The following is an 18,678-nucleotide window of genomic DNA, read 5'->3' on the forward strand; positions in this document are numbered from 1 at the left end:
GCCTTGATATCGGTCAGTTTGTCGGGCTCCTCCCATCGTCTTTTAGGGGTAGATCGGGTAGTGTGTGGCCGTTTATGTGAAATAAGGAATTTCTATGCGCAATCGTACATTCGCTGACCTGGATCGGGTGGTGGCGCTCGGCGGCGGGCATGGTCTGGGTCGGGTAATGTCCTCCCTCTCCTCGCTGGGCTCACGGCTGACTGGCATTGTGACCACCACCGACAACGGGGGATCCACCGGGCGGATCCGCCGCTCGGAAGGCGGCATTGCCTGGGGCGATATGCGCAACTGCATCAATCAGTTAATCGCCGAGCCGAGCGTGGCGTCGGCGATGTTTGAGTACCGTTTTAGCGGCAATGGCGAGCTTTCCGGCCATAACCTGGGAAATCTGATGTTAAAGGCGCTGGATCACCTCAGCGTGCGGCCGTTGGAAGCGATCAATTTGATCAGAAACCTGCTCAAAGTGGACGCTTTTCTTATTCCGATGTCGGAACAACCGGTGGATTTGATGGCGCTCGATCATGAAGGCCATGAAGTTTACGGTGAAGTCAATATCGATCAGCTCGATAGCGTGCCGCAGGAGCTGATGCTCACCCCGCCGGTACCGGCCACCCGTGAGGCGGTGGAGGCCATCGCCGAAGCCGATCTGATCCTTATCGGCCCGGGCAGTTTCTATACCAGCCTGCTGCCAATCCTGCTGCTTGACGAGATGGCCCAGGCGCTGCGTCGCACTCCGGCGCCGATGGTGTTTATCGATAACCTCGGCAAAGAGCACAGCCCGGCCGCGAGGCTGTCGCTGGCGGAGCGCATCGCGATTATGGAGCGCTATGTGGGCAAGCGGGTGGTGGATGCGGTCATCGCCGGCCCAAAAGCCGATATCAGCGGCATCGACAACCGGCTGGTAATTCAGACGCCGCTGGAGGCCAGCGACGTTCCCTATCGCCATGACCGGGCGCTGCTGCGAGGGGCGCTGGAGAAAGCGCTCCAGCTGCCGGGCTGATCCTGCGCGCCGGAGGATCGGCTTTCGGCGCACCTTAAAATCTTAAGGTTGTCTTAAAACAGAGCTGGCATTATACCCATATCTCTTTCTGTAGGTAGGTGTTATGTCTTTATTGCCTCTGCGTCGGCCCGTTCTCAGCCGCACAACGTATCTGATTCTCTTTGCTTGCTATATCGGTATCTTTCTCAACCTGGCTTTTTATCGCCAGGTTTTCCCGCTACTGCCGGTAAATAGCCTGCATAACTGGCTGGTATTCCTCAGTATGCCAATCGTGGCCATTTGCGTGATGAATATCCTCACCACCCTCGCCTCGTTCCTGAAGCTGGACCGGCTGGTGATTAGCCTTTTTATTCTACTCAGCGCTTCGGCTCAGTACTTTATCTGGTCCTTCGGCGTGGTGATTGACCGTTCGATGATCGCCAATATCTTCGATACCACACCGGCGGAAAGCTTCGCTCTGTTGTCGACGAAAATGGTCATCGTGCTTGGAGTTTCCGGCCTGTTGATGGTTCTGGTGGCCTGGTGGATTAAAGTTCGTAAACCTGCCTCTTTCTGGCGCGGCGCGGCGATGCGTCTGCTCAATATCGCCGTTTCGGCACTACTGATAATTCTGGTGGCCGCGCTGTTCTACAAAGATTACGCCTCGGTGTTCCGTAACAACAAAGAGCTGGTGAAATCCCTGAGCCCCTCCAACAGCATTGTGGCGCTGAACTCCTGGTATGCGCACCATCGCATGGACAACCTGCCGCTGGTGAAGATTGGCGAAGATGCCACGCAGAAACCGGTGATGCATAACGGTCCCCGTAAGAACCTGACGATTGTGGTGCTCGGCGAGACTTCGCGAGCGGATAACTTCTCACTGGGCGGCTACGATCGGGAGACTAACCCGCGCCTGCAACAGGACAACGTGGTGTACTTCCCGAAAACCACCTCCTGCGGCACAGCAACTGCGGTTTCCGTGCCCTGCATGTTCTCCAATATGCCGCGCGCGCGCTATGACGAAGAGCTGGCCCATCACCAGGAAGGCGTCCTGGATATTCTGCAGCGCGCCGGCATCCAGGTGCTGTGGAACGACAACGATGGCGGCTGCAAGGGGGCATGCGATCGGGTACCGCATCAGAACGTGACCGATCTGAAGCTAACCGGACAGTGCATCGACGGCGAGTGCTACGACGACGTGCTGTTCCATAATCTCGACAGCTATATCGATAACCTGCAACAGGATGGCATTATTGTGCTGCATACCATCGGCAGCCACGGCCCAACCTATTACAATCGCTATCCGGCTGAGTTCAAAAAATTCACCCCAACCTGCGATACCAATGAAATCCAAAGTTGTACGCAACAACAGTTGACCAATACCTACGATAACACCATTCTGTATGTCGACTATGTCGTTGATAAAGCGATAAAACTACTGCAATCTAAACAGGACAAATTCACCACTAGCCTGGTTTATTTGTCCGACCACGGCGAATCGCTGGGCGAAAATGGCGTCTATTTGCATGGTCTGCCGTACTCCATTGCGCCGGATACGCAAAAGCACGTGCCCATGCTGCTGTGGCTGTCGCCGGATTACCAGCAACGTTACGGTGTTTCCAGCCAGTGTTTGCAACAACAGGCTAAGACGAAGGATTATTCACAAGATAATCTGTTCTCCACCCTGCTCGGCCTGCTCGGCGTCAGCACCCACGAGTACCAGGCGGCAGATGATATTTTAACGCCATGTAGAGAGGCTGGTTGATGAAAATCTTAGTCATTGAAGACGATGCGCTGCTGTTGCAGGGGTTGATACTGGCGATGCAAAGTGAAGGATACGTGTGCGACGGCGTCTCCACGGCGCACGAAGCGGCGCTGTCGCTGGCCAGCAATCACTACAGCCTGATCGTACTCGACCTCGGCCTGCCGGACGAAGACGGCCTACATTTTCTCGCCCGTATGCGGCGGGAGAAAATGACCCAGCCGGTGCTGATCCTCACCGCCCGCGATACCCTTGAGGATCGCATTAGCGGTCTCGACACCGGCGCGGATGACTATCTGGTGAAACCCTTTGCCCTGGAAGAGCTAAACGCGCGCATCCGCGCCCTGCTCCGTCGGCATAATAATCAGGGCGATAACGAAATCAGCGTCGGCGATCTGCGCCTCAACGTCACCCGCCGCCAGGTGTGGCTTGGTGAGACGGCGCTGGATCTGACGCCGAAGGAGTATGCCCTGCTGTCGCGGCTGATGATGAAAGCCGGCAGCCCGGTACATCGTGAGATCCTCTACAACGATATCTACAGCTGGGACAATGAGCCAGCGACCAATACCCTGGAAGTGCATATCCATAACCTGCGCGATAAGATTGGCAAATCGCGGATCCGCACCGTCAGGGGCTTCGGCTATATGCTGGCTAACCACATCGATACGGAATAGACCATGGCTCTGTTTGCAACCGAAAACTGGACCATGCGTCACCGGCTGCTGTTGACCATCGGCGCCATTCTGGTGGTCTGCCAGCTGATCAGCGTCTTCTGGCTATGGCATGAGAGCAAAGAGCAGATCCAGCTGCTGGTGGCCAGCGCCATCGAAGGGCACAACAACCAGAAGCATGTGGAGCATGAGGTTCGGGAAGCGGTCGCCAGCCTGCTGGTGCCGAGCCTGCTGATCGTGGGTCTGGCGCTGTATATCAGCATGCTGGCGGTACGCAAAATCACCCGCCCGCTGTCACGTCTGCAAAGCGAGCTGGAGAGTCGTACCCCGGACAACCTCACCCCCATCGTGCTCAGCGAATCGGTGCCCGAGGTGACGGCGGTGACCACCGCCCTGAATCAGCTGGTTTCCCGCCTCAATCTGACTCTCGATCGCGAACGGCTGTTTACCGCCGACGTAGCGCACGAGCTGCGCACCCCGCTGGCCGGGCTGCGGCTGCACCTTGAGCTGCTGGCGAAAGTGCACGGCATGGGCGTCGACCCGCTGATCCAGCGGCTCGACCAGATGACCACCAGCATTTCGCAGCTGCTGCAGCTGGCGCGCGTCGGTCAGTCCTTTTCCGCCGGCAGCTATCAGCAGGTGCTGCTGCTGGATGACGTGGTCAAACCGCTGCAGGATGAGCTGGAGACCATGCTGGCCGAGCGCCAGCAACGGCTGCTGCTGACGGATGTCGAAAGCGAGGCCGTCGTCTCTGGCGACGCGACGCTCATCCGCGTCATTCTGCGCAATCTGGTGGAGAATGCCCATCGCTACAGCCCGCAAGGGTCGACGATCCGCGTGTCGGTGAAAGCGGGTCTGATGCCGGTGATGGCAGTGGAAGATGAAGGACCGGGGATTGATGAGGCGAAAAGCGGCGAACTCAGTAAGGCCTTCGTGCGCATGGACAGTCGCTACGGCGGTATAGGGCTAGGACTGAGCATCGTCACGCGCATCGCTCAGCTGCATGACGCCCAGTTCTTTTTACATAACCGCCAGCCGGGGCCAGGGGTCCGCGCGTGGGTGTTATTCCCGCGGCGCGGGGGTCAGAACGTCAGCACCCACTGATGGAAGAAGGCAACAATAATGACCAGGGCGGTGGCGACCGCCAGATATTCACGGAAGTTGATTTTTTGCATGGGCGCTATCCTCATCAGGTTGAGGATAGTGTCGCCTGGCGAGATTAAGCAAACATTAAGAAGGCCGCTTTGCGGCCTTTTTTCTTCACCGCGAATGGTTATCTGGCTGCGGAACAGGGCGATAAGGGCCACGCCTTGTCTGCTTCCCGCACGTCCACCTCCCGGCAGTACACGCCGGGACTCAGGAGGCGGCGATAAACAGTTCGCGCAGCTGATGCAGCTGGTCGCGAATTTGCGCCGCCTCTTCGAACTCGAGGTTTTGCGCGTGCTGCATCATCTGCCCTTCCAGCTCGTGGATTTTCTGCTGCAGCGCTTTTGGCGTCATATCCACGCCGCTGAGCCCGGCAGGCTCGACGGCCTTCGCTTTACCGCGCCCTTTGGCTTTGGTTTTCGCCAGGCTCTGGCCCAGCTGCAGGATATCCACCACTTTCTTGTTGAGCCCCTGCGGCACAATGCCGTGCTCTTCGTTATAGCGCTGCTGTTTCTCCCGTCGACGCTCTGTCTCGCCGATGGCTTTCGCCATCGAGGGGGTGATCTTATCGCCGTACAGGATAGCCTTGCCGTTGACGTTGCGCGCCGCGCGGCCGATGGTCTGGATCAGCGAGCGTTCGGAGCGCAGGAAGCCCTCTTTGTCCGCATCCAGGATCGCCACCAGCGACACCTCCGGCATATCCAGCCCCTCACGCAGCAGGTTGATCCCGACCAGCACGTCAAACTCGCCAAGACGCAGGTCGCGGATAATCTCCATACGTTCGACGGTGTCGATATCCGAGTGCAGATAGCGCACCCGCTCGCCGTGCTCCTCAAGGTACTCGGTTAAGTCTTCCGCCATCCGCTTGGTGAGGGTGGTGACCAGCACGCGCTCGTTGATAGCCGTGCGCAGGCGTATCTCCGACAGCAGATCGTCGACCTGGGTGGCCACCGGCCGCACTTCGATGATCGGATCCAGCAGACCGGTCGGCCGCACCACCTGATCCACCACCTCGCCGCCGGATTTATCCAGCTCGTAGGCGCCGGGGGTCGCCGACACGTAGATGGTTTGCGGCGCCAGCGCTTCGAATTCTTCAAACTTCATCGGCCGGTTATCCAGCGCCGACGGCAGGCGGAAGCCGTACTCCACCAGCGTCTCTTTGCGCGCCCGGTCGCCGCGGTACATACCGCCGATCTGCGGCACCGTGACGTGGGATTCGTCAATCACCAGCAGGCCGTCTGCCGGCAGGTAGTCGAACAGGGTGGGCGGCGGCTCGCCGGGCCCGCGCCCGGAGAGGAAGCGCGAGTAGTTTTCAATGCCCGAGCAGTAGCCCAGCTCGTTCATCATTTCGAGGTCGAACTGGGTGCGCTGGGTTAAGCGCTGCTCTTCCAGCAGCTTGTTGTTGGCCAGCAGCACCTTGCGCCGCTCCGCCAGCTCCAGCTTAATCTCTTCCATCGCCTGGACAATGCGCTCCCGGGGCGTCACGTAGTGGGTCTTGGGATAAATGGTGTAGCGCGGCACCGTCGATTCCACATGGCCGGTGAGCGGGTCGAACAGCGACAGGCGCTCAACTTCTTCGTCAAACAGCTCAATGCGCAGGGCGATATCGTCCGATTCCGCCGGGAAGACGTCGATCACCTCGCCGCGCACCCGGAAGGTGCCGCGCTGGAAGGCCTGATCGTTGCGGGTATACTGCAGTTCGGCCAGGCGGCGCAGGATCGCCCGCTGGTCAATCAGCATCCCCACCGTCAGATGCAACATCATTTTCAGATACAGGTCCGGGTCGCCGAGGCCGTAAATAGCCGAGACAGAGGCCACCACCACCACATCGCGCCGCTCAAGCAGCGCTTTGGTGGCCGACAGGCGCATCTGCTCGATATGTTCGTTTACCGAGGCATCTTTCTCAATGAAGGTATCTGAGCTGGGGACATAGGCTTCCGGCTGATAGTAATCGTAGTAGGAGACGAAATACTCGACGGCATTCTCCGGGAAAAACTCTTTCATCTCGCCGTAGAGCTGGGCCGCCAGAGTTTTGTTTGGCGCCAGCACCATCGTCGGCCGCTGCAGATCGGCAATCACGTTGGCGATGGTAAAGGTCTTACCGGAGCCGGTGACCCCCAGCAGCGTTTGATGCGCGAGCCCATCCTCCAGCCCCTCTTCCAGGCGGCGGATGGCTTCCGGTTGGTCTCCGGAGGGGCGAAAGGCGGAATGCAGAACAAACGATTTACTCATCAATCAGAACCTGAAAAAGATTTAGCGGCCGGTGTTTAATTCTACCCCCCGGGCCGTTTTTTGCCAATAAATTATACTGGATATTTAAACAGTTCGTGCTTATGATAGCGCCACAATATGGCCTTTTTTGCCGGTAAGCAGGGTATAAAACGCGCGCCGGGCGGAATAATCCTCCGGCCGTCAGGGTTATCCCCAGAAATTTTTACCTTTTAACATTTGTCAAGCGGACGGGTGAAAGTTTTATGGCAGCAGATGACGCTTTTCTTACACCCATTGATTTTATCTAACAAGCTGATATTTAATGTTTTTAAAGAAAAGACGCCTTTCGCGCCAATTCAGCCGCAAGCCGCGTACGCTCTAGCTTACCGCAGGTTTTCTAACTCTAATACACAAGGTTATCCACAGGAATAGTGGATAACTGTCTGCAGCCCAAGACCGCCGCCGCCCGGCGCAAATCGTCTGGCGGCCTTAATCACGTGGCGAAAAATTTTTATCGAACTATTTTTGATAACTATCCGCTTAAAGCCGCTCGATTTTTGCTGCTTTTTGCACCACCCTTTAGCGTCGGGCACCGGAAAAGTGCACCCCAGGCGCTGGCTGTGCCTGATGGTATCGGCATTTAGCGTTTTTTTCCGAGCGTTCTTTTTCCTGGCAAGAGTTTTGCAGCATCTTTCTGTCGCCCTGACGCCAGGATAAGGAGAAAACGTCCATGTTGAATTTACAGGCAGTAAATCACTTTTACGGCAACCAGCATTCACTGTGGAATGTCGATCTTGAACTACGCCCGGGGGAGTGCATTGGCGTACTGGGACGCGAGGGCATGGGAAAAACCACCCTGGTTAACTGCATTGCCGGGCACCTGCCGGTGGCCAGCGGCCGGATGACCTGGCATGACATTGGCGCCCCGCCGCAGGATCTCACGCCCCTGTCGGCCCAGTCGCGCAGCGCCATCGGTATCGGCTATGTGCCGCAGGATAAACGCATCTTTTCGCAGCTCAGCGTGGAAGAGAATCTGCATATTGCCCTCGCGGCCGGGAAACCCGGGGCTAACGCCAGCGGCGGCGAAATCTATGAGCATTTTCCCGAACTCTATGCCCTACGGCAGCGCAAAGGCGCCTCGCTGAGCGACGACGATCAGTACCAGCTGGCGTTGGCCAGGGCGCTGATTGTCCAGCCACGGCTGCTGATCCTTGATGAACCCTCGCGCGGCAGAGGGCCGCGCTGTCTGCAAAAGCTGGCGGATCTGCTGCTGCGGTTGAATCGCGATATCGGCCTGACGGTGCTGCTCGCCGAGCAGCACCTGCCCTTTATCCGCCGGGTGGCGGATCGTTTCTGTGTTTTGCACCGGGGCCGTAACGTCGCCGAAGGCGATATTATGGCGCTGGATGAACCGCTGCTGGCGCAGTGGATGACGCCGGATCCAGCGCCCTGAGATCCAGATACTGGCCGAGATCGTCGCGCTGCGCGATATCGGCAAGCCACGGTATTTCGCCGAGGAACGGCGCGGCCAGCCGGTTTTTCAGCGTCGCCAGATACTCGGCGTGGCGCTTGCCCGGCGGCTGCACGTCATTGGCGATCCACCCCGCGAGCGGCAGCCCTGCCTGGCGTACCGCCTGGGCGGTAAGCATCGCGTGGTTGATGCAGCCGAGCTTGACGCCCACCACCAGAATCACCGGCAGCTGCTCCGCCTGCGCCCAGTCGGCAAAGGTCAGGGTTTCCGACAGCGGCGTAAACCAGCCGCCGGCCCCTTCCACCAGCACCCAGTCGGCGAGGCGTTCTAACTCGCGGAGCCCGCTGGAGAGCCTCGCCGCGGCGATCGGCCGCCCTTCGTCGGCGCTGATGATGTGCGGTGAGGTCGGCTCGGCGAAGGTATACGGGTTAACCTGTTCATAGCGCAGCGCGACCCGGCTATGACGCTGCAGCGCCAGGGCGTCTTCATTACGCAGCCCTGCGGCGGTAAGCTCGCTGCCGGAAGCCACCGGCTTGTAGCCAGCCGTGTGAAAACCCAGCTGATTCGCCGCCTGCAGCAGGGCGCTGCTGGCGATGGTTTTCCCGACTTCAGTATCGGTCCCGGTGACAAAAAAACGTTTAGTCACGCTCAATGACTCCTGTAAAAAGAGAATACGTCAGCGGGCAGACGCCCTGCCGCTGCGGCCAGGCCAGCTGTAGCTCGCGCAGTTTGCCGCGGCCAAGCGGGGCTGATGCCCGCCCCTGGTGCAAATGGGTGGCACCGATGCCCTTCAGCGATCGCATGGCGCTCAGCGCGTCGGCGAACGGCAGGCTAATCTGATGCACCTCGCCGGACGCCCGCAGGCCGCTCAGCGCCGCGCGCACCGCCGCTTCGCTGAGAAAACGGTTGGCATGCGGCCGGTCGTCGATGGCCTGCCACGCCTGATTGAGCTCCGGCAGCGAGTCGGCCAGCAGCGTGCTAAACGCCACCCTGCCGCCGGGGCGCACCACCCGGTACAGCTCGCCAAGGGCGGCGCGCAGATCGTCGCACCACTGCACCGCCAGATTGCTCCACGCCAGATCGACGCAGGCGTCCGGCAGCGGCAGCGCCTCAATGTCGCCCAGCAGGTAATACTGGGCGGCGTCGTTACGCTGCGCCTCGGCCAGCATCCCGGGGGAGAGATCCAGCGCGGTCACCACGCTGCCCGCCTCACGCCAGCGGCGGCTCATGCCGCCGGGGCCGCAGCCAGCATCCAGCACCCGGGGAAAATCGCGACGCGCCAGCTGGCGCAGCAGCAATTCCGCGCTGCGCCGCTGCAGTTCATCATGTTGCGAATAGCCGCCGGCCGCCCGGCCAAACGCCGCGGCCACCGCCTGCTTATTCACCGTGGCCATGCAGCACCTCCAGTAAACGGTTAATGTCCTCAGCCTGATGGGCGGCGGTCAGGGTCAGGCGCAGACGTGCGCTGCCGACCGGCACCGTCGGTGGACGGATCGCCGTCGTCCAGCAGCCCGCGTCGCGCAGACGTGAGGCCAGGCTCAGCGCCCGGCCGTTATCGCCGACGATCAGCGGCTGGATCGCGCTGACGGAGTCGGTCAAACCCAGCGACACCTCGCCCATCCCCTCACGGAACTGACGGATGCGGGCGGCCAGGATGTCGCGACGCTGCTGTCCTTCATTGCTGCGAATCACCCGTAGCGCGGCGCTCAGCGCCACCGCCTGGGCGGGCGGCATCGCGGTGCTGTAGATCAAATGACGGGCAAACTGCAGCAGATAATCGGCCATCGCTTCGTCGCACAGCACCGCCGCGCCGCTGACGCCGAAGGCCTTGCCGAAGGTAACCACCAGCAGCTCAGGGCGCACCGCCTGTGCGGCACAGCTCCCGCGTCCTTCGTCACCGACCACGCCGACGCCGTGGGCGTCATCCACCAGCAACAATGCCCCTGCTGCCTGCGCCGCGGCGTGAATGGCCGCCAGCGGCGCACTGTCGCCATCCATGCTGAAAATGCCTTCAGTGACCGCCAATTGTTCGCCCGCCAGCGGCTTAGCCAGCAGTTGCGCGAGCTGCTGCGGATCGTTGTGAGCGAAACGGCGTAGCTGCGCCGGGCTGAGGCTTGCCGCCTCCAGCAGGGAGGCGTGGCTCAGGCGGTCGGCCACGATCCGATCCTCTTTATCCGCCAGGGCGGCGATCAGCGCCTGATTGGCGGCAAAGCCGGAGATAAACAGCAATGCGCGCGGATAGCCCAGCCAGTCGGCAAGTTCCTCTTCCAGCGCGCGGTGGGCCTCGTTATAGCCGCTTACGTGTCCCGAACCGCCGGAACCGACGCCATAACGTTCCGCCCCCTGCTGCCAGGCGGCGATAATCGCCGGATGCTGGCTCAGGCCAAGATAGTCATTACTGGAGAAGTTAAGCCAGCGCTCCCCTTCCCGCGCCAGCCAGCGCCCGGCGCCGTGCGTCACCGGCAGGCGGCGGCGAAGAGCATCCGCCGCCCGTCGCTCGTCCAGCGCCCTATCGATTCGCTGCCGCCAGGTCATAGCACCGCCGCGTTGTAATATTCCTCAGTGTCCGGGGTGAGTAAGGCCTGCTCCAGACGCTGCTGCTGCTCATTGTCGCCCTCCAGCACCGCCGTCTGCTGCGGGTTGATCCCCAGCTTGCGGAACAGCTGCAGATCTTTGTCCTCTTCCGGGTTCGGCGTGGTCAGCAGCTTGCAGCCGTAGAAAATGGAGTTCGCCCCGGCCATAAAGCACATCGCCTGGGTCTGCTCGTTCATCTGCTCGCGGCCGGCGGAGAGACGCACGTAAGAGGTGGGCATCATGATGCGCGCGATGGCGATAGTGCGAATAAAATCGAAAGCGTCGACATCGTCGTTATCCGCCAGCGGCGTACCTTTGACCTTCACCAACATGTTGATCGGTACGCTTTCCGGCGGCGTGGGCAGGTTAGCCAACTGCAGCAGCAGGCCGGCGCGGTCTTTCACGGTCTCCCCCAGCCCGACGATACCGCCGGAGCAGACTTTGATCCCGGCGTCACGCACTTTGTCCAGGGTATCCAGGCGCTCCTGGTAGGTGCGGGTGGTGATGATGTTGCCGTAAAATTCCGGCGAGGTATCGAGGTTGTGGTTGTAGTAATCGAGGCCCGCCTCGGCCAGGCGCTGCGCCTGGCTGTCGGTCAGAGTGCCAAGCGTCATGCACGACTCCAGCCCCAGGGCCTTCACCCCTTTCACCATCTGCTCCAGATACGGCATATCGCGGTCATTGGGGTTTTTCCACGCCGCGCCCATGCAGAAGCGGGTCGAGCCGGCGTTTTTCGCCTGACGCGCTGATTCCAGCACCTGCTCGACTTCCATCAGGCGCTCTGTTTCGAGCCCGGTTTTATAGCGCGCGCTCTGCGGACAATATTTACAATCTTCCGGGCAGGCGCCGGTTTTGATCGACAGCAGGGTGCTGACCTGCACCTGGCGCGGATCAAAGTGTTGCCGGTGGATTTGCTGCGCTTCGAATAACAGATCGATGAGTGGTTTATTAAATAATTCATTTACTTGCGACATTGTCCAACGTACGTGGTGAGCCATTGGCCTCTCCAAAGGGTTTTGTTAATTTACGGTTCGGTTTATACTCGTAAACCTAAATGTTTTCAAAATGGTTTACAAGTCGCTTATGACCCTGGACGATCTCGCCTTCGATCGGCGCCACATCTGGCACCCCTACACCTCTATGACTTCCCCCCTGCCGGTCTACCCGGTGGTTTCCGCCCACGGTTGCGAGCTGTCCCTCGCCGGCGGCGAACAGTTGGTTGACGGTATGTCCTCCTGGTGGGCGGCAATCCACGGCTACAATCACCCGCGCCTGAATGCGGCGATGAAAGCGCAAATCGACCAGATGTCGCACGTCATGTTCGGCGGGATCACTCACCCCTCGGCGGTGGCCCTGTGCCGCCAGCTGGTGGCAATGACTCCGGAATCGCTAGAGTGCGTTTTCCTCGCTGATTCCGGTTCGGTGGCGGTTGAGGTGGCGATGAAAATGGCCCTGCAGTACTGGCAGGCGAAAGGCCAACCGCGTCGACGTTTCCTGACCTTCCGCAATGGCTATCACGGCGATACCTTCGGCGCGATGTCGGTCTGCGATCCGCAGAACTCGATGCACAGCCTGTGGCAGGGCTATCTGCCGGATAACCTGTTCGCCCCCGCGCCGCAGAGCCGCTTTGACGGCGAGTGGGATGAAATGGATATAGTGCCCTTTGCCCGCCTGATGGCCGCGCACCGTCACGACATCGCCGCGGTGATCCTCGAACCGATCGTACAGGGCGCGGGCGGGATGCGGATGTACCATCCGGAGTGGCTGAAGCGGGTGCGTAAAATGTGCGACCGGGAAGGGATACTGCTGATCGCCGATGAGATTGCCACCGGCTTTGGCCGCACCGGCAAGCTGTTCGCCTGCGAGCACGCCGGTATCGCCGCCGATATTCTGTGTCTGGGCAAGGCGCTGACCGGCGGCACCATGACCCTCTCCGCCGCGCTGACCACCCGCGAGGTGGCGGAAACCATCAGCAACGGTGAAGCCGGCTGCTTTATGCACGGCCCGACCTTTATGGGCAACCCGCTGGCCTGCGCGGTGGCCAGCGAAAGCCTGCGCCTGCTGGAGAGCGGCGAATGGCAGCGGCAAGTGGCGGCGATTGAAGCCCAGCTGCTGGCCGAGCTGGCGCCGGCGCGGGGATCCGCCCTGGTCGCCGATGTCCGCGTGCTGGGCGCTATTGGCGTGGTTGAAAGCCGTCGCCCGGTCAATATGGCTGCCCTGCAGCGCTTTTTCGTCGAGCAGGGGGTGTGGATCCGCCCGTTTGGCCGCCTGATCTATTTGATGCCGCCGTACATCATCGCGCCTGAACAGCTGTCCCGCCTGACCCGCGCCGTTAACCTGGCGGTGCAGGACGAAACATTTTTTAGCGAATAAATAGCGGAATTGCGTCGTGGTGCAGGCTACACTTCCAGGTTAATCAGCGCATTATCAATGAGGATGAAGCATGAAACTGATCAGTCACGATCTCCAGGACGGCGGTAAGCTGCCTAATCGTCACGTCTTCAACGGCATGGGCTACGATGGCGACAATATTTCGCCGCATCTGATGTGGGATGATGTGCCCGCGGGAACCAAAAGCTTTGTGGTGACCTGCTACGATCCGGATGCGCCGACCGGCTCCGGCTGGTGGCACTGGGTGGTGGCTAACCTGCCGGCCGATACCCGCGTCCTGCCGCAAGGGGCCGGTTCCGGTCAGGCGGAGCTGCCGGAAGAGGCCGTTCAGACTCGCACCGATTTTGGCAAGGCGGGATACGGCGGCGCAGCGCCGCCGAAGGGCGAAACCCACCGCTATATCTTTACCGTCCACGCCCTGGACGTCGAGAAAATTGAAGTGGATGCCGAGGCCAGCGGCGCAATGGTCGGCTTTAACGTCCATTTCCATTCCCTCGCCAGCGCCTCCATCACCGCCCTGTTCAGTTAATCTCCCCCCCGGATAGCGGCTGTCGCCTTATCCGGGCTACTTGCGGCGCCATTTGTTTTTCGGGTGGCGCTGCGCTTACCCGACCTACAATACCCCCAGTCCCACGCAAGCGCAGCGCCGCCGGGCGATTGCCGCGGGCACGGAGCCGCTTTTATGCCGGGCGGCGGCTGACGCCTTGCCCGGCCTACGGTCCGTGCCATTTGTAGCCCCGGTAAGCGCAGCGCCACCGGGGAAATTGGCCTTACTGTTCAGTGGCTACCTGCAGCGCCGTTTTACGCACCCGCGCGTACCACACCACCGTCAGCAGCCCGAGCCAGACCAGGCCGGCAATCAGCGCCATCCGCGTCTCAGCAAACATCCCCAGCACCGCGATAACCAGCCCCATAAACAGCAGCGTCAACAGCGGCGCAACCGGCCAGAACGGGACGGGGAAGGCAATCTGGCTGCGTTCTTCGGCAGACAAACTACGGCGCATGGCGAAATGGGACAGCAGGATCATCAGCCACACCCACACCGTGGCGAATGCCGCCAGCGAAGCAATCAGCACAAAGACCTGCTCGGGGATCAGATAGTTCAGCACCACCGCCGCCAGCAGCGCGCCGCCCATGACCACCACCGTCATCCAGGGGACGCCGTTGCTGGCGATGCGCTGGAAGCTTTTCGGCGCCAGCCCCTCTTTCGACATGCCGTACATCATGCGCCCGGCGCCGAAGATATCGCTGTTAATTGCCGAAATGCTGGCGCTGATCACGATGATGTTAAGGATTGTCGCCGCCGCCGGGATCCCCAGACCGTCGAAAATCAGCACAAACGGACTCCCCTGCTCGCCAAAGCTGTTCCACGGGAAAATCGCCATCAGTACCGCCAGGGTGCAGACGTAGAACAGGATAATACGCAGCGGAATGGTATTGATGGCCTGCGGGATGACCTTTTTCGGATCTTTCGCTTCCGCGGCGGTGACGCCGATAATCTCCACCCCGCCGAAAGCGAACATCACGATGCCAAGCGAAGCGATAACGCCCTGCCAGCCGTTAGGAGCAAAGCCGCCGTGGCTCCACAGATTTTCCAGCCCGGTAGCCGGGAAGCTATGGCCGAAGCCAAAGAAGATGATCCCGGCGCCCGCCAGCATCATGGCGATAATCGCCACCACCTTCACCAGCGACAGCCAGAACTCCATCTCGCCGAACACCCGCACGTTGCACAGGTTCATGGCGCCGATAAAGAAGATGATGCTGAGGATCCAGATCCAGCGCGGGACATCGGGATACCACAATCCCATATAGATGCCGAAGGCGGTGACGTCGGCCAGGGCGACGATCACCATTTCAAAAGTATAGGTCCAGCCGGTAATAAACCCGGCCAGCGGCCCGAGATACTGGCGGGCGTAGCTGCCGAAGGAGCCGGAAACCGGGTTGCGCACCGCCATCTCGCCCAGCGCGCGCATGACGATAAACACCGCCGCGCCGCCAATCAGATAGGTCAGCAGCACCGCCGGGCCCGCCGCCTTGATGGCGGAGGCCGAGCCGTAGAACAGCCCGGTGCCGATAGCGGAGCCGAGCGCAATAAATCGAATGTGTCGGGCATTGAGCCCGCGCAGCAGATGTGGCTTGTGTTGTTGTTGCATATACAGGTGTCCTGGTTTTTTTATATGACGACAAATATGCGATGTAGGGCGGTCGGGGGAATGACTTCCCCCGACGCGGGTACAGAGAACAACGGTGATTAGTGCAGGCCTGGCAGTACGGCAGGCAGCAGACGCGTCAGGTGACGGGCCGCCAGAAGCGCAATGGCATTATCGATATCCGGGGCGAAGTAGCGATCCTGCGTATAATGAGGGACACGTTCGCGCAGCAGATGACGCGCTTCTTCCAGCAGTGGGCTGGTGGTCAGCCCTTCGCGCATATCCAGCCCCTGCACCGCCGCCAGCCACTCAACGGCCAATACGCCGCGGGTGTTCTCGGCCATCGCCCACAGGCGGCGACCGGCCGCCGGCGCCATCGAGACGTGGTCTTCCTGGTTGGCGGAGGTCGGCAGGCTGTCGACGCTGTGCGGGTGCGATAGCGCTTTGTTTTCACTGGCCAGCGCCGCCGCCGTGACCTGGGCAATCATAAACCCGGAGTTCACCCCGCCATTTTTCACGAGGAACGGCGGCAGCTGCGACATATGGCTGTCCATCATCAGCGCGATGCGGCGCTCGGAGAGCGAGCCGATTTCGGCGATCGCCAGCGCGATATTATCCGCGGCCATCGCCACCGGTTCGGCGTGGAAGTTGCCGCCGGAGATGACGTCATTTTCGGCGGCGAAGACCAGCGGGTTATCAGAGACCGCGTTGGCTTCGGCCAGCAGCACTTCCGCCGCCTGGCGGATCTGGGTCAGGCAGGCGCCCATCACCTGCGGCTGACAGCGCAGGGAGTACGGGTCCTGCACCTTACTGCAGTTATGGTGCGACTGCGAGATCGCGCTATCGTCGGTCAGCAGATGGCGATACAGCGCCGCCGCATCAATCTGCCCGCGCTGGCCGCGTACCTCATGAATACGCGCATCGAACGGACGACGCGAACCCAGCGCCGCTTCGGTGGTTAACGCCCCGCAAACGACCGCGGAGGCGAACAGATCTTCGGCTTCGAACAAACCGCGCAGGGCAAAAGCGGTCGAGGCCTGGGTGCCGTTGAGTAGCGCCAGCCCCTCTTTCGCCGCCAGGGTAATCGGCTCCAGCCCAACCTGACGCAGCGCTTCGGTGGCCGGTAGCCATTCGCCGCCGCGTACCCGCGCTTTGCCTTCGCCAAGCAGGGTCAGCGACATATGCGCCAGCGGCGCGAGGTCGCCGGAGGCGCCGACGGAACCTTTCGCCGGGATCCACGGCGTCACGCCGGCATTCACCAGGCCAATCAGCGCCTGGATCACGCTCAGGCGGATCCCGGAGAAACCGCGGGACAGGCTGTTAATCTTCAGCACCATAATCAGCCGCGCCAGGTCATCGTCCAGCGGCTCGCCAACGCCCGCCGCATGGGACAGCACCAGCGAACGCTGCAGGTTCTCCAGATCTTCCGTCGAGATCCGGGTCTGCGCCAGCAGGCCAAAACCAGTGTTGATGCCGTAGGCGGTCCGCCCTTCGGCAAGGATGGCGTTGACGCAGGCCACGCTCTCGTCAATGGCGGCAAACGCGCCGCTGTCGAGGGTAATATTCACCGGGTGGCTGTAGATGTCGCGGAGCTGCGACAGGCTGAGTTGCCCCGGGATCAGAGTTAAAGATTTCATTTCGCGTTCCCCTGCGTTGCCGCGACCATCGGAAGATTGAGACCCTGTTCTGCTGCGCATTCAATGGCAATCTCGTACCCCGCGTCGGCATGACGCATCACACCGGTGGCCGGGTCGTTGTGCAGGACGCGGGCGATACGCGCCGCCGCTTCATCGGTGCCATCGCAGACGATAACCATCCCGGAGTGTTGCGAGAAGCCCATGCCTACCCCGCCGCCGTGGTGCAGCGACACCCAGGTCGCGCCGCTGGCGGTGTTGAGCAGGGCGTTGAGCAGCGGCCAGTCGGAGACCGCGTCAGAGCCGTCGCGCATCGCTTCGGTTTCGCGGTTTGGGCTGGCGACGGAGCCGGAGTCAAGGTGATCGCGGCCAATGACGATCGGCGCGGAGACTTCGCCGCTGCGCACCATTTCGTTAAACGCCAGGCCCAGCTTCTGCCGCCATTCCAGACCGACCCAGCAGATACGCGCCGGCAGCCCCTGGAAGCTGATGCGCTCGCGCGCCATATCCAGCCAGTGGTGCAGATGCTTATCATCCTTAATGATCTCTTTCACTTTGGCGTCGGTTTTGTAGATATCCTGCGGATCGCCGGAGAGCGCTACCCATCGGAACGGTCCGATACCCCGACAGAACAGCGGGCGGATATAGGCCGGCACGAAGCCCGGGAAATCAAAGGCGTTGCTGACGCCCACTTCCTGAGCCATCTGGCGAATGTTGTTACCGTAGTCAAAGGTCGGGACCCCCATCTCATGGAAGGCCAGCATCGCCTGCACGTGGTCGGCCATCGAGCGTTTCGCCGCCAGAATGGTGCCCTGCGGATCGGATTCGGCTTTCTGCTGATACTCTTCCCAGCTCCAGCCTTTCGGCAGATAGCCGTGCAGCGGGTCGTGGGCGCTGGTCTGGTCGGTGACCATATCCGGGCGCACGCCGCGTTTCACCAGCTCCGGCACGATCTCCGCGGCGTTGCCGCACAGGGCGATGGAGATAGCGCGACCTTCGGCAGTGTATTTCTTGATGCGCGCCAGGGCGTCATCCAGAGAAGTAGCTTGTTCGTCCACATAGCGGGTGCGCAGACGGAAATCGATGCGGCTCTGCTGGCATTCAATGTTCAGCGAGCAGGCCCCGGCCAGCGTCGCGGCCAGCGGCTGCGCGCCGCCCATGCCGCCCAGCCCGGCGGTTAGCACCCAGCGGCCTTTCAGGCTGCCCTGATAGTGCTGACGACCGGCTTCGACGAAGGTTTCGTAGGTGCCCTGCACGATGCCCTGGCTGCCAATGTAGATCCAGCTGCCAGCGGTCATCTGGCCGTACATCGCCAGCCCTTTGGCATCCAGCTCGTTGAAGTGTTCCCAGGTCGCCCAGTGCGGGACCAGGTTGGAGTTAGCGATCAGCACGCGCGGCGAGTTTTCATGGGTTTTGAAAACGCCCACCGGCTTGCCGGACTGGACCAGCAGGGTTTCGTCGCTTTCCAGGTTCTTCAGCGCCTTCACGATAGCGTCATAGCATTCCCAGTTGCGCGCTGCGCGACCAATACCGCCATAGACCACCAGCTCGTGCGGGTTTTCGGCGACATCGGGATCGAGGTTATTCATTAACATACGCAGCGGGGCTTCGGTCAACCAGCTCTTCGCGGTCAGCGTCGTGCCTCTTGGCGCACGGACGTCCAGCTGGCGATATTTGCTTTGCGACATC

Annotated in this window: 17 protein-coding genes; 8 read left to right on the forward strand and 9 right to left on the reverse strand. The window is 60.9% G+C overall.

Annotated elements, in window-relative coordinates:
- Positions 1-94: 94 nt before the first annotated feature.
- From yvcK to pmrB, 4 genes are all read left to right on the forward strand, one after another.
- Positions 95-1,000: a uridine diphosphate-N-acetylglucosamine-binding protein YvcK gene (yvcK, locus tag GT756_RS04405; protein ID WP_004886135.1), complete on the forward strand. Its 906-nt coding sequence runs from the start codon at positions 95-97 to the stop codon at positions 998-1,000.
- 103 nt (positions 1,001-1,103) lie between these two features.
- Positions 1,104-2,744, forward strand: coding sequence for a phosphoethanolamine transferase EptA (eptA, locus tag GT756_RS04410; RefSeq protein ID WP_004886132.1), 1,641 nt, complete (start codon positions 1,104-1,106; stop codon positions 2,742-2,744).
- Positions 2,744-3,415, forward strand: coding sequence for a two-component system response regulator PmrA (gene pmrA / locus GT756_RS04415; RefSeq protein WP_004886130.1), 672 nt, complete (start codon positions 2,744-2,746; stop codon positions 3,413-3,415). Before eptA ends, pmrA begins: the two co-directional genes overlap by 1 nt.
- Positions 3,416-3,418: 3 nt before the next feature.
- Positions 3,419-4,516, forward strand: coding sequence for a two-component system sensor histidine kinase PmrB (gene pmrB, locus GT756_RS04420; RefSeq protein WP_004886129.1), 1,098 nt, complete (start codon positions 3,419-3,421; stop codon positions 4,514-4,516).
- On the opposite strand, the gene GT756_RS25760 is transcribed toward pmrB, so the two are convergent.
- Entirely contained in the window at positions 4,495-4,719 is a 225-nt protein-coding gene (locus GT756_RS25760; RefSeq protein ID WP_162489144.1) for a hypothetical protein, read from the reverse strand. The two genes, pmrB and GT756_RS25760, sit on opposite strands and share 22 nt — an antisense overlap.
- 49 nt (positions 4,720-4,768) lie before the next feature.
- A complete protein-coding gene (gene uvrB, locus GT756_RS04430) occupies positions 4,769-6,790 on the reverse strand; it encodes an excinuclease ABC subunit UvrB (RefSeq protein WP_004886127.1) in 2,022 nt (673 codons plus the stop codon).
- Positions 6,791-7,200: 410 nt separating this feature from the next.
- On the opposite strand from uvrB, the gene GT756_RS04435 reads away from it, so the two are divergent.
- Positions 7,201-7,413, forward strand: coding sequence for a hypothetical protein (locus GT756_RS04435; protein WP_004886124.1), 213 nt, complete (start codon positions 7,201-7,203; stop codon positions 7,411-7,413).
- A gap of 86 nt (positions 7,414-7,499) precedes the next feature.
- Entirely contained in the window at positions 7,500-8,222 is a 723-nt protein-coding gene (locus GT756_RS04440; RefSeq protein WP_017900923.1) for an ABC transporter ATP-binding protein, read from the forward strand.
- Here the strand turns inward: GT756_RS04440 and bioD are convergent.
- From bioD to bioB, 4 genes are read right to left on the reverse strand one after another with little or no spacing between them, the layout of a single operon-like run.
- Positions 8,164-8,886, reverse strand: coding sequence for a dethiobiotin synthase (gene bioD, locus GT756_RS04445; RefSeq protein WP_023320010.1), 723 nt, complete (start codon positions 8,884-8,886; stop codon positions 8,164-8,166). The two genes, GT756_RS04440 and bioD, sit on opposite strands and share 59 nt — an antisense overlap.
- Complete coding sequence (gene bioC / locus GT756_RS04450) at positions 8,879-9,634, reverse strand: malonyl-ACP O-methyltransferase BioC (protein ID WP_004886115.1); 756 nt, start codon at positions 9,632-9,634, stop codon at positions 8,879-8,881. The genes bioD and bioC overlap by 8 nt, the downstream gene beginning before the upstream one ends.
- Positions 9,618-10,775, reverse strand: a complete 1,158-nt coding sequence (bioF, locus tag GT756_RS04455; protein WP_065878965.1) for an 8-amino-7-oxononanoate synthase — start codon at positions 10,773-10,775, stop codon at positions 9,618-9,620. Before bioF ends, bioC begins: the two co-directional genes overlap by 17 nt.
- Entirely contained in the window at positions 10,772-11,812 is a 1,041-nt protein-coding gene (gene bioB, locus GT756_RS04460; RefSeq protein ID WP_043521800.1) for a biotin synthase BioB, read from the reverse strand. The genes bioF and bioB overlap by 4 nt, the downstream gene beginning before the upstream one ends.
- An 85-nt stretch (positions 11,813-11,897) precedes the next feature.
- Between bioB and bioA the strand changes: the two genes are divergently transcribed.
- Positions 11,898-13,187, forward strand: a complete 1,290-nt coding sequence (bioA, locus tag GT756_RS04465) for an adenosylmethionine--8-amino-7-oxononanoate transaminase (RefSeq protein WP_160124568.1) — start codon at positions 11,898-11,900, stop codon at positions 13,185-13,187.
- Positions 13,188-13,257: 70 nt separating this feature from the next.
- Entirely contained in the window at positions 13,258-13,734 is a 477-nt protein-coding gene (locus tag GT756_RS04470) for a kinase inhibitor (protein ID WP_002895575.1), read from the forward strand.
- A 241-nt stretch (positions 13,735-13,975) separates the two neighbouring features.
- Here GT756_RS04470 and GT756_RS04475 read toward each other — a convergent pair whose 3' ends face one another.
- The 3 genes from GT756_RS04475 to hutU all read right to left on the reverse strand — a co-directional run bounded on the left by GT756_RS04475 (position 13,976) and on the right by hutU (position 18,677).
- Complete coding sequence (locus GT756_RS04475; RefSeq protein ID WP_160124569.1) at positions 13,976-15,358, reverse strand: amino acid permease; 1,383 nt, start codon at positions 15,356-15,358, stop codon at positions 13,976-13,978.
- A gap of 98 nt (positions 15,359-15,456) precedes the next feature.
- On the reverse strand, positions 15,457-16,992 hold the full coding sequence (gene hutH, locus GT756_RS04480) for a histidine ammonia-lyase (protein WP_032455741.1): 1,536 nt from the start codon (positions 16,990-16,992) through the stop codon (positions 15,457-15,459).
- Complete coding sequence (hutU, locus tag GT756_RS26115) at positions 16,989-18,677, reverse strand: urocanate hydratase (RefSeq protein ID WP_004886099.1); 1,689 nt, start codon at positions 18,675-18,677, stop codon at positions 16,989-16,991. Before hutU ends, hutH begins: the two co-directional genes overlap by 4 nt.
- Position 18,678 lies beyond the last annotated feature (1 nt).

This window comes from Klebsiella sp. Q2 (genome assembly GCF_009900705.1).
Classification (GTDB): domain Bacteria; phylum Pseudomonadota; class Gammaproteobacteria; order Enterobacterales; family Enterobacteriaceae; genus Klebsiella; species Klebsiella quasipneumoniae.

Bases quoted from the DNA above. Each gene is read 5' to 3' on its own strand.
- yvcK (WP_004886135.1), top strand. From the start codon at position 95: ATGCGCAATCGTACATTCGCTGACCTGGATCGGGTGGTGGCGCTCGGC.
- eptA (WP_004886132.1), top strand. From the start codon at position 1,104: ATGTCTTTATTGCCTCTGCGTCGGCCCGTTCTCAGCCGCACAACGTAT.
- pmrA (WP_004886130.1), top strand. From the start codon at position 2,744: ATGAAAATCTTAGTCATTGAAGACGATGCGCTGCTGTTGCAGGGGTTG.
- pmrB (WP_004886129.1), top strand. From the start codon at position 3,419: ATGGCTCTGTTTGCAACCGAAAACTGGACCATGCGTCACCGGCTGCTG.
- uvrB (WP_004886127.1), bottom strand. From the start codon at position 6,790: ATGAGTAAATCGTTTGTTCTGCATTCCGCCTTTCGCCCCTCCGGAGAC.
- GT756_RS04440 (WP_017900923.1), top strand. From the start codon at position 7,500: ATGTTGAATTTACAGGCAGTAAATCACTTTTACGGCAACCAGCATTCA.
- bioC (WP_004886115.1), bottom strand. From the start codon at position 9,634: ATGGCCACGGTGAATAAGCAGGCGGTGGCCGCGGCGTTTGGCCGGGCG.
- bioF (WP_065878965.1), bottom strand. From the start codon at position 10,775: ATGACCTGGCGGCAGCGAATCGATAGGGCGCTGGACGAGCGACGGGCG.
- bioB (WP_043521800.1), bottom strand. From the start codon at position 11,812: ATGGCTCACCACGTACGTTGGACAATGTCGCAAGTAAATGAATTATTT.
- bioA (WP_160124568.1), top strand. From the start codon at position 11,898: ATGACCCTGGACGATCTCGCCTTCGATCGGCGCCACATCTGGCACCCC.
- GT756_RS04470 (WP_002895575.1), top strand. From the start codon at position 13,258: ATGAAACTGATCAGTCACGATCTCCAGGACGGCGGTAAGCTGCCTAAT.
- GT756_RS04475 (WP_160124569.1), bottom strand. From the start codon at position 15,358: ATGCAACAACAACACAAGCCACATCTGCTGCGCGGGCTCAATGCCCGA.
- hutH (WP_032455741.1), bottom strand. From the start codon at position 16,992: ATGAAATCTTTAACTCTGATCCCGGGGCAACTCAGCCTGTCGCAGCTC.
- hutU (WP_004886099.1), bottom strand. From the start codon at position 18,677: ATGTCGCAAAGCAAATATCGCCAGCTGGACGTCCGTGCGCCAAGAGGC.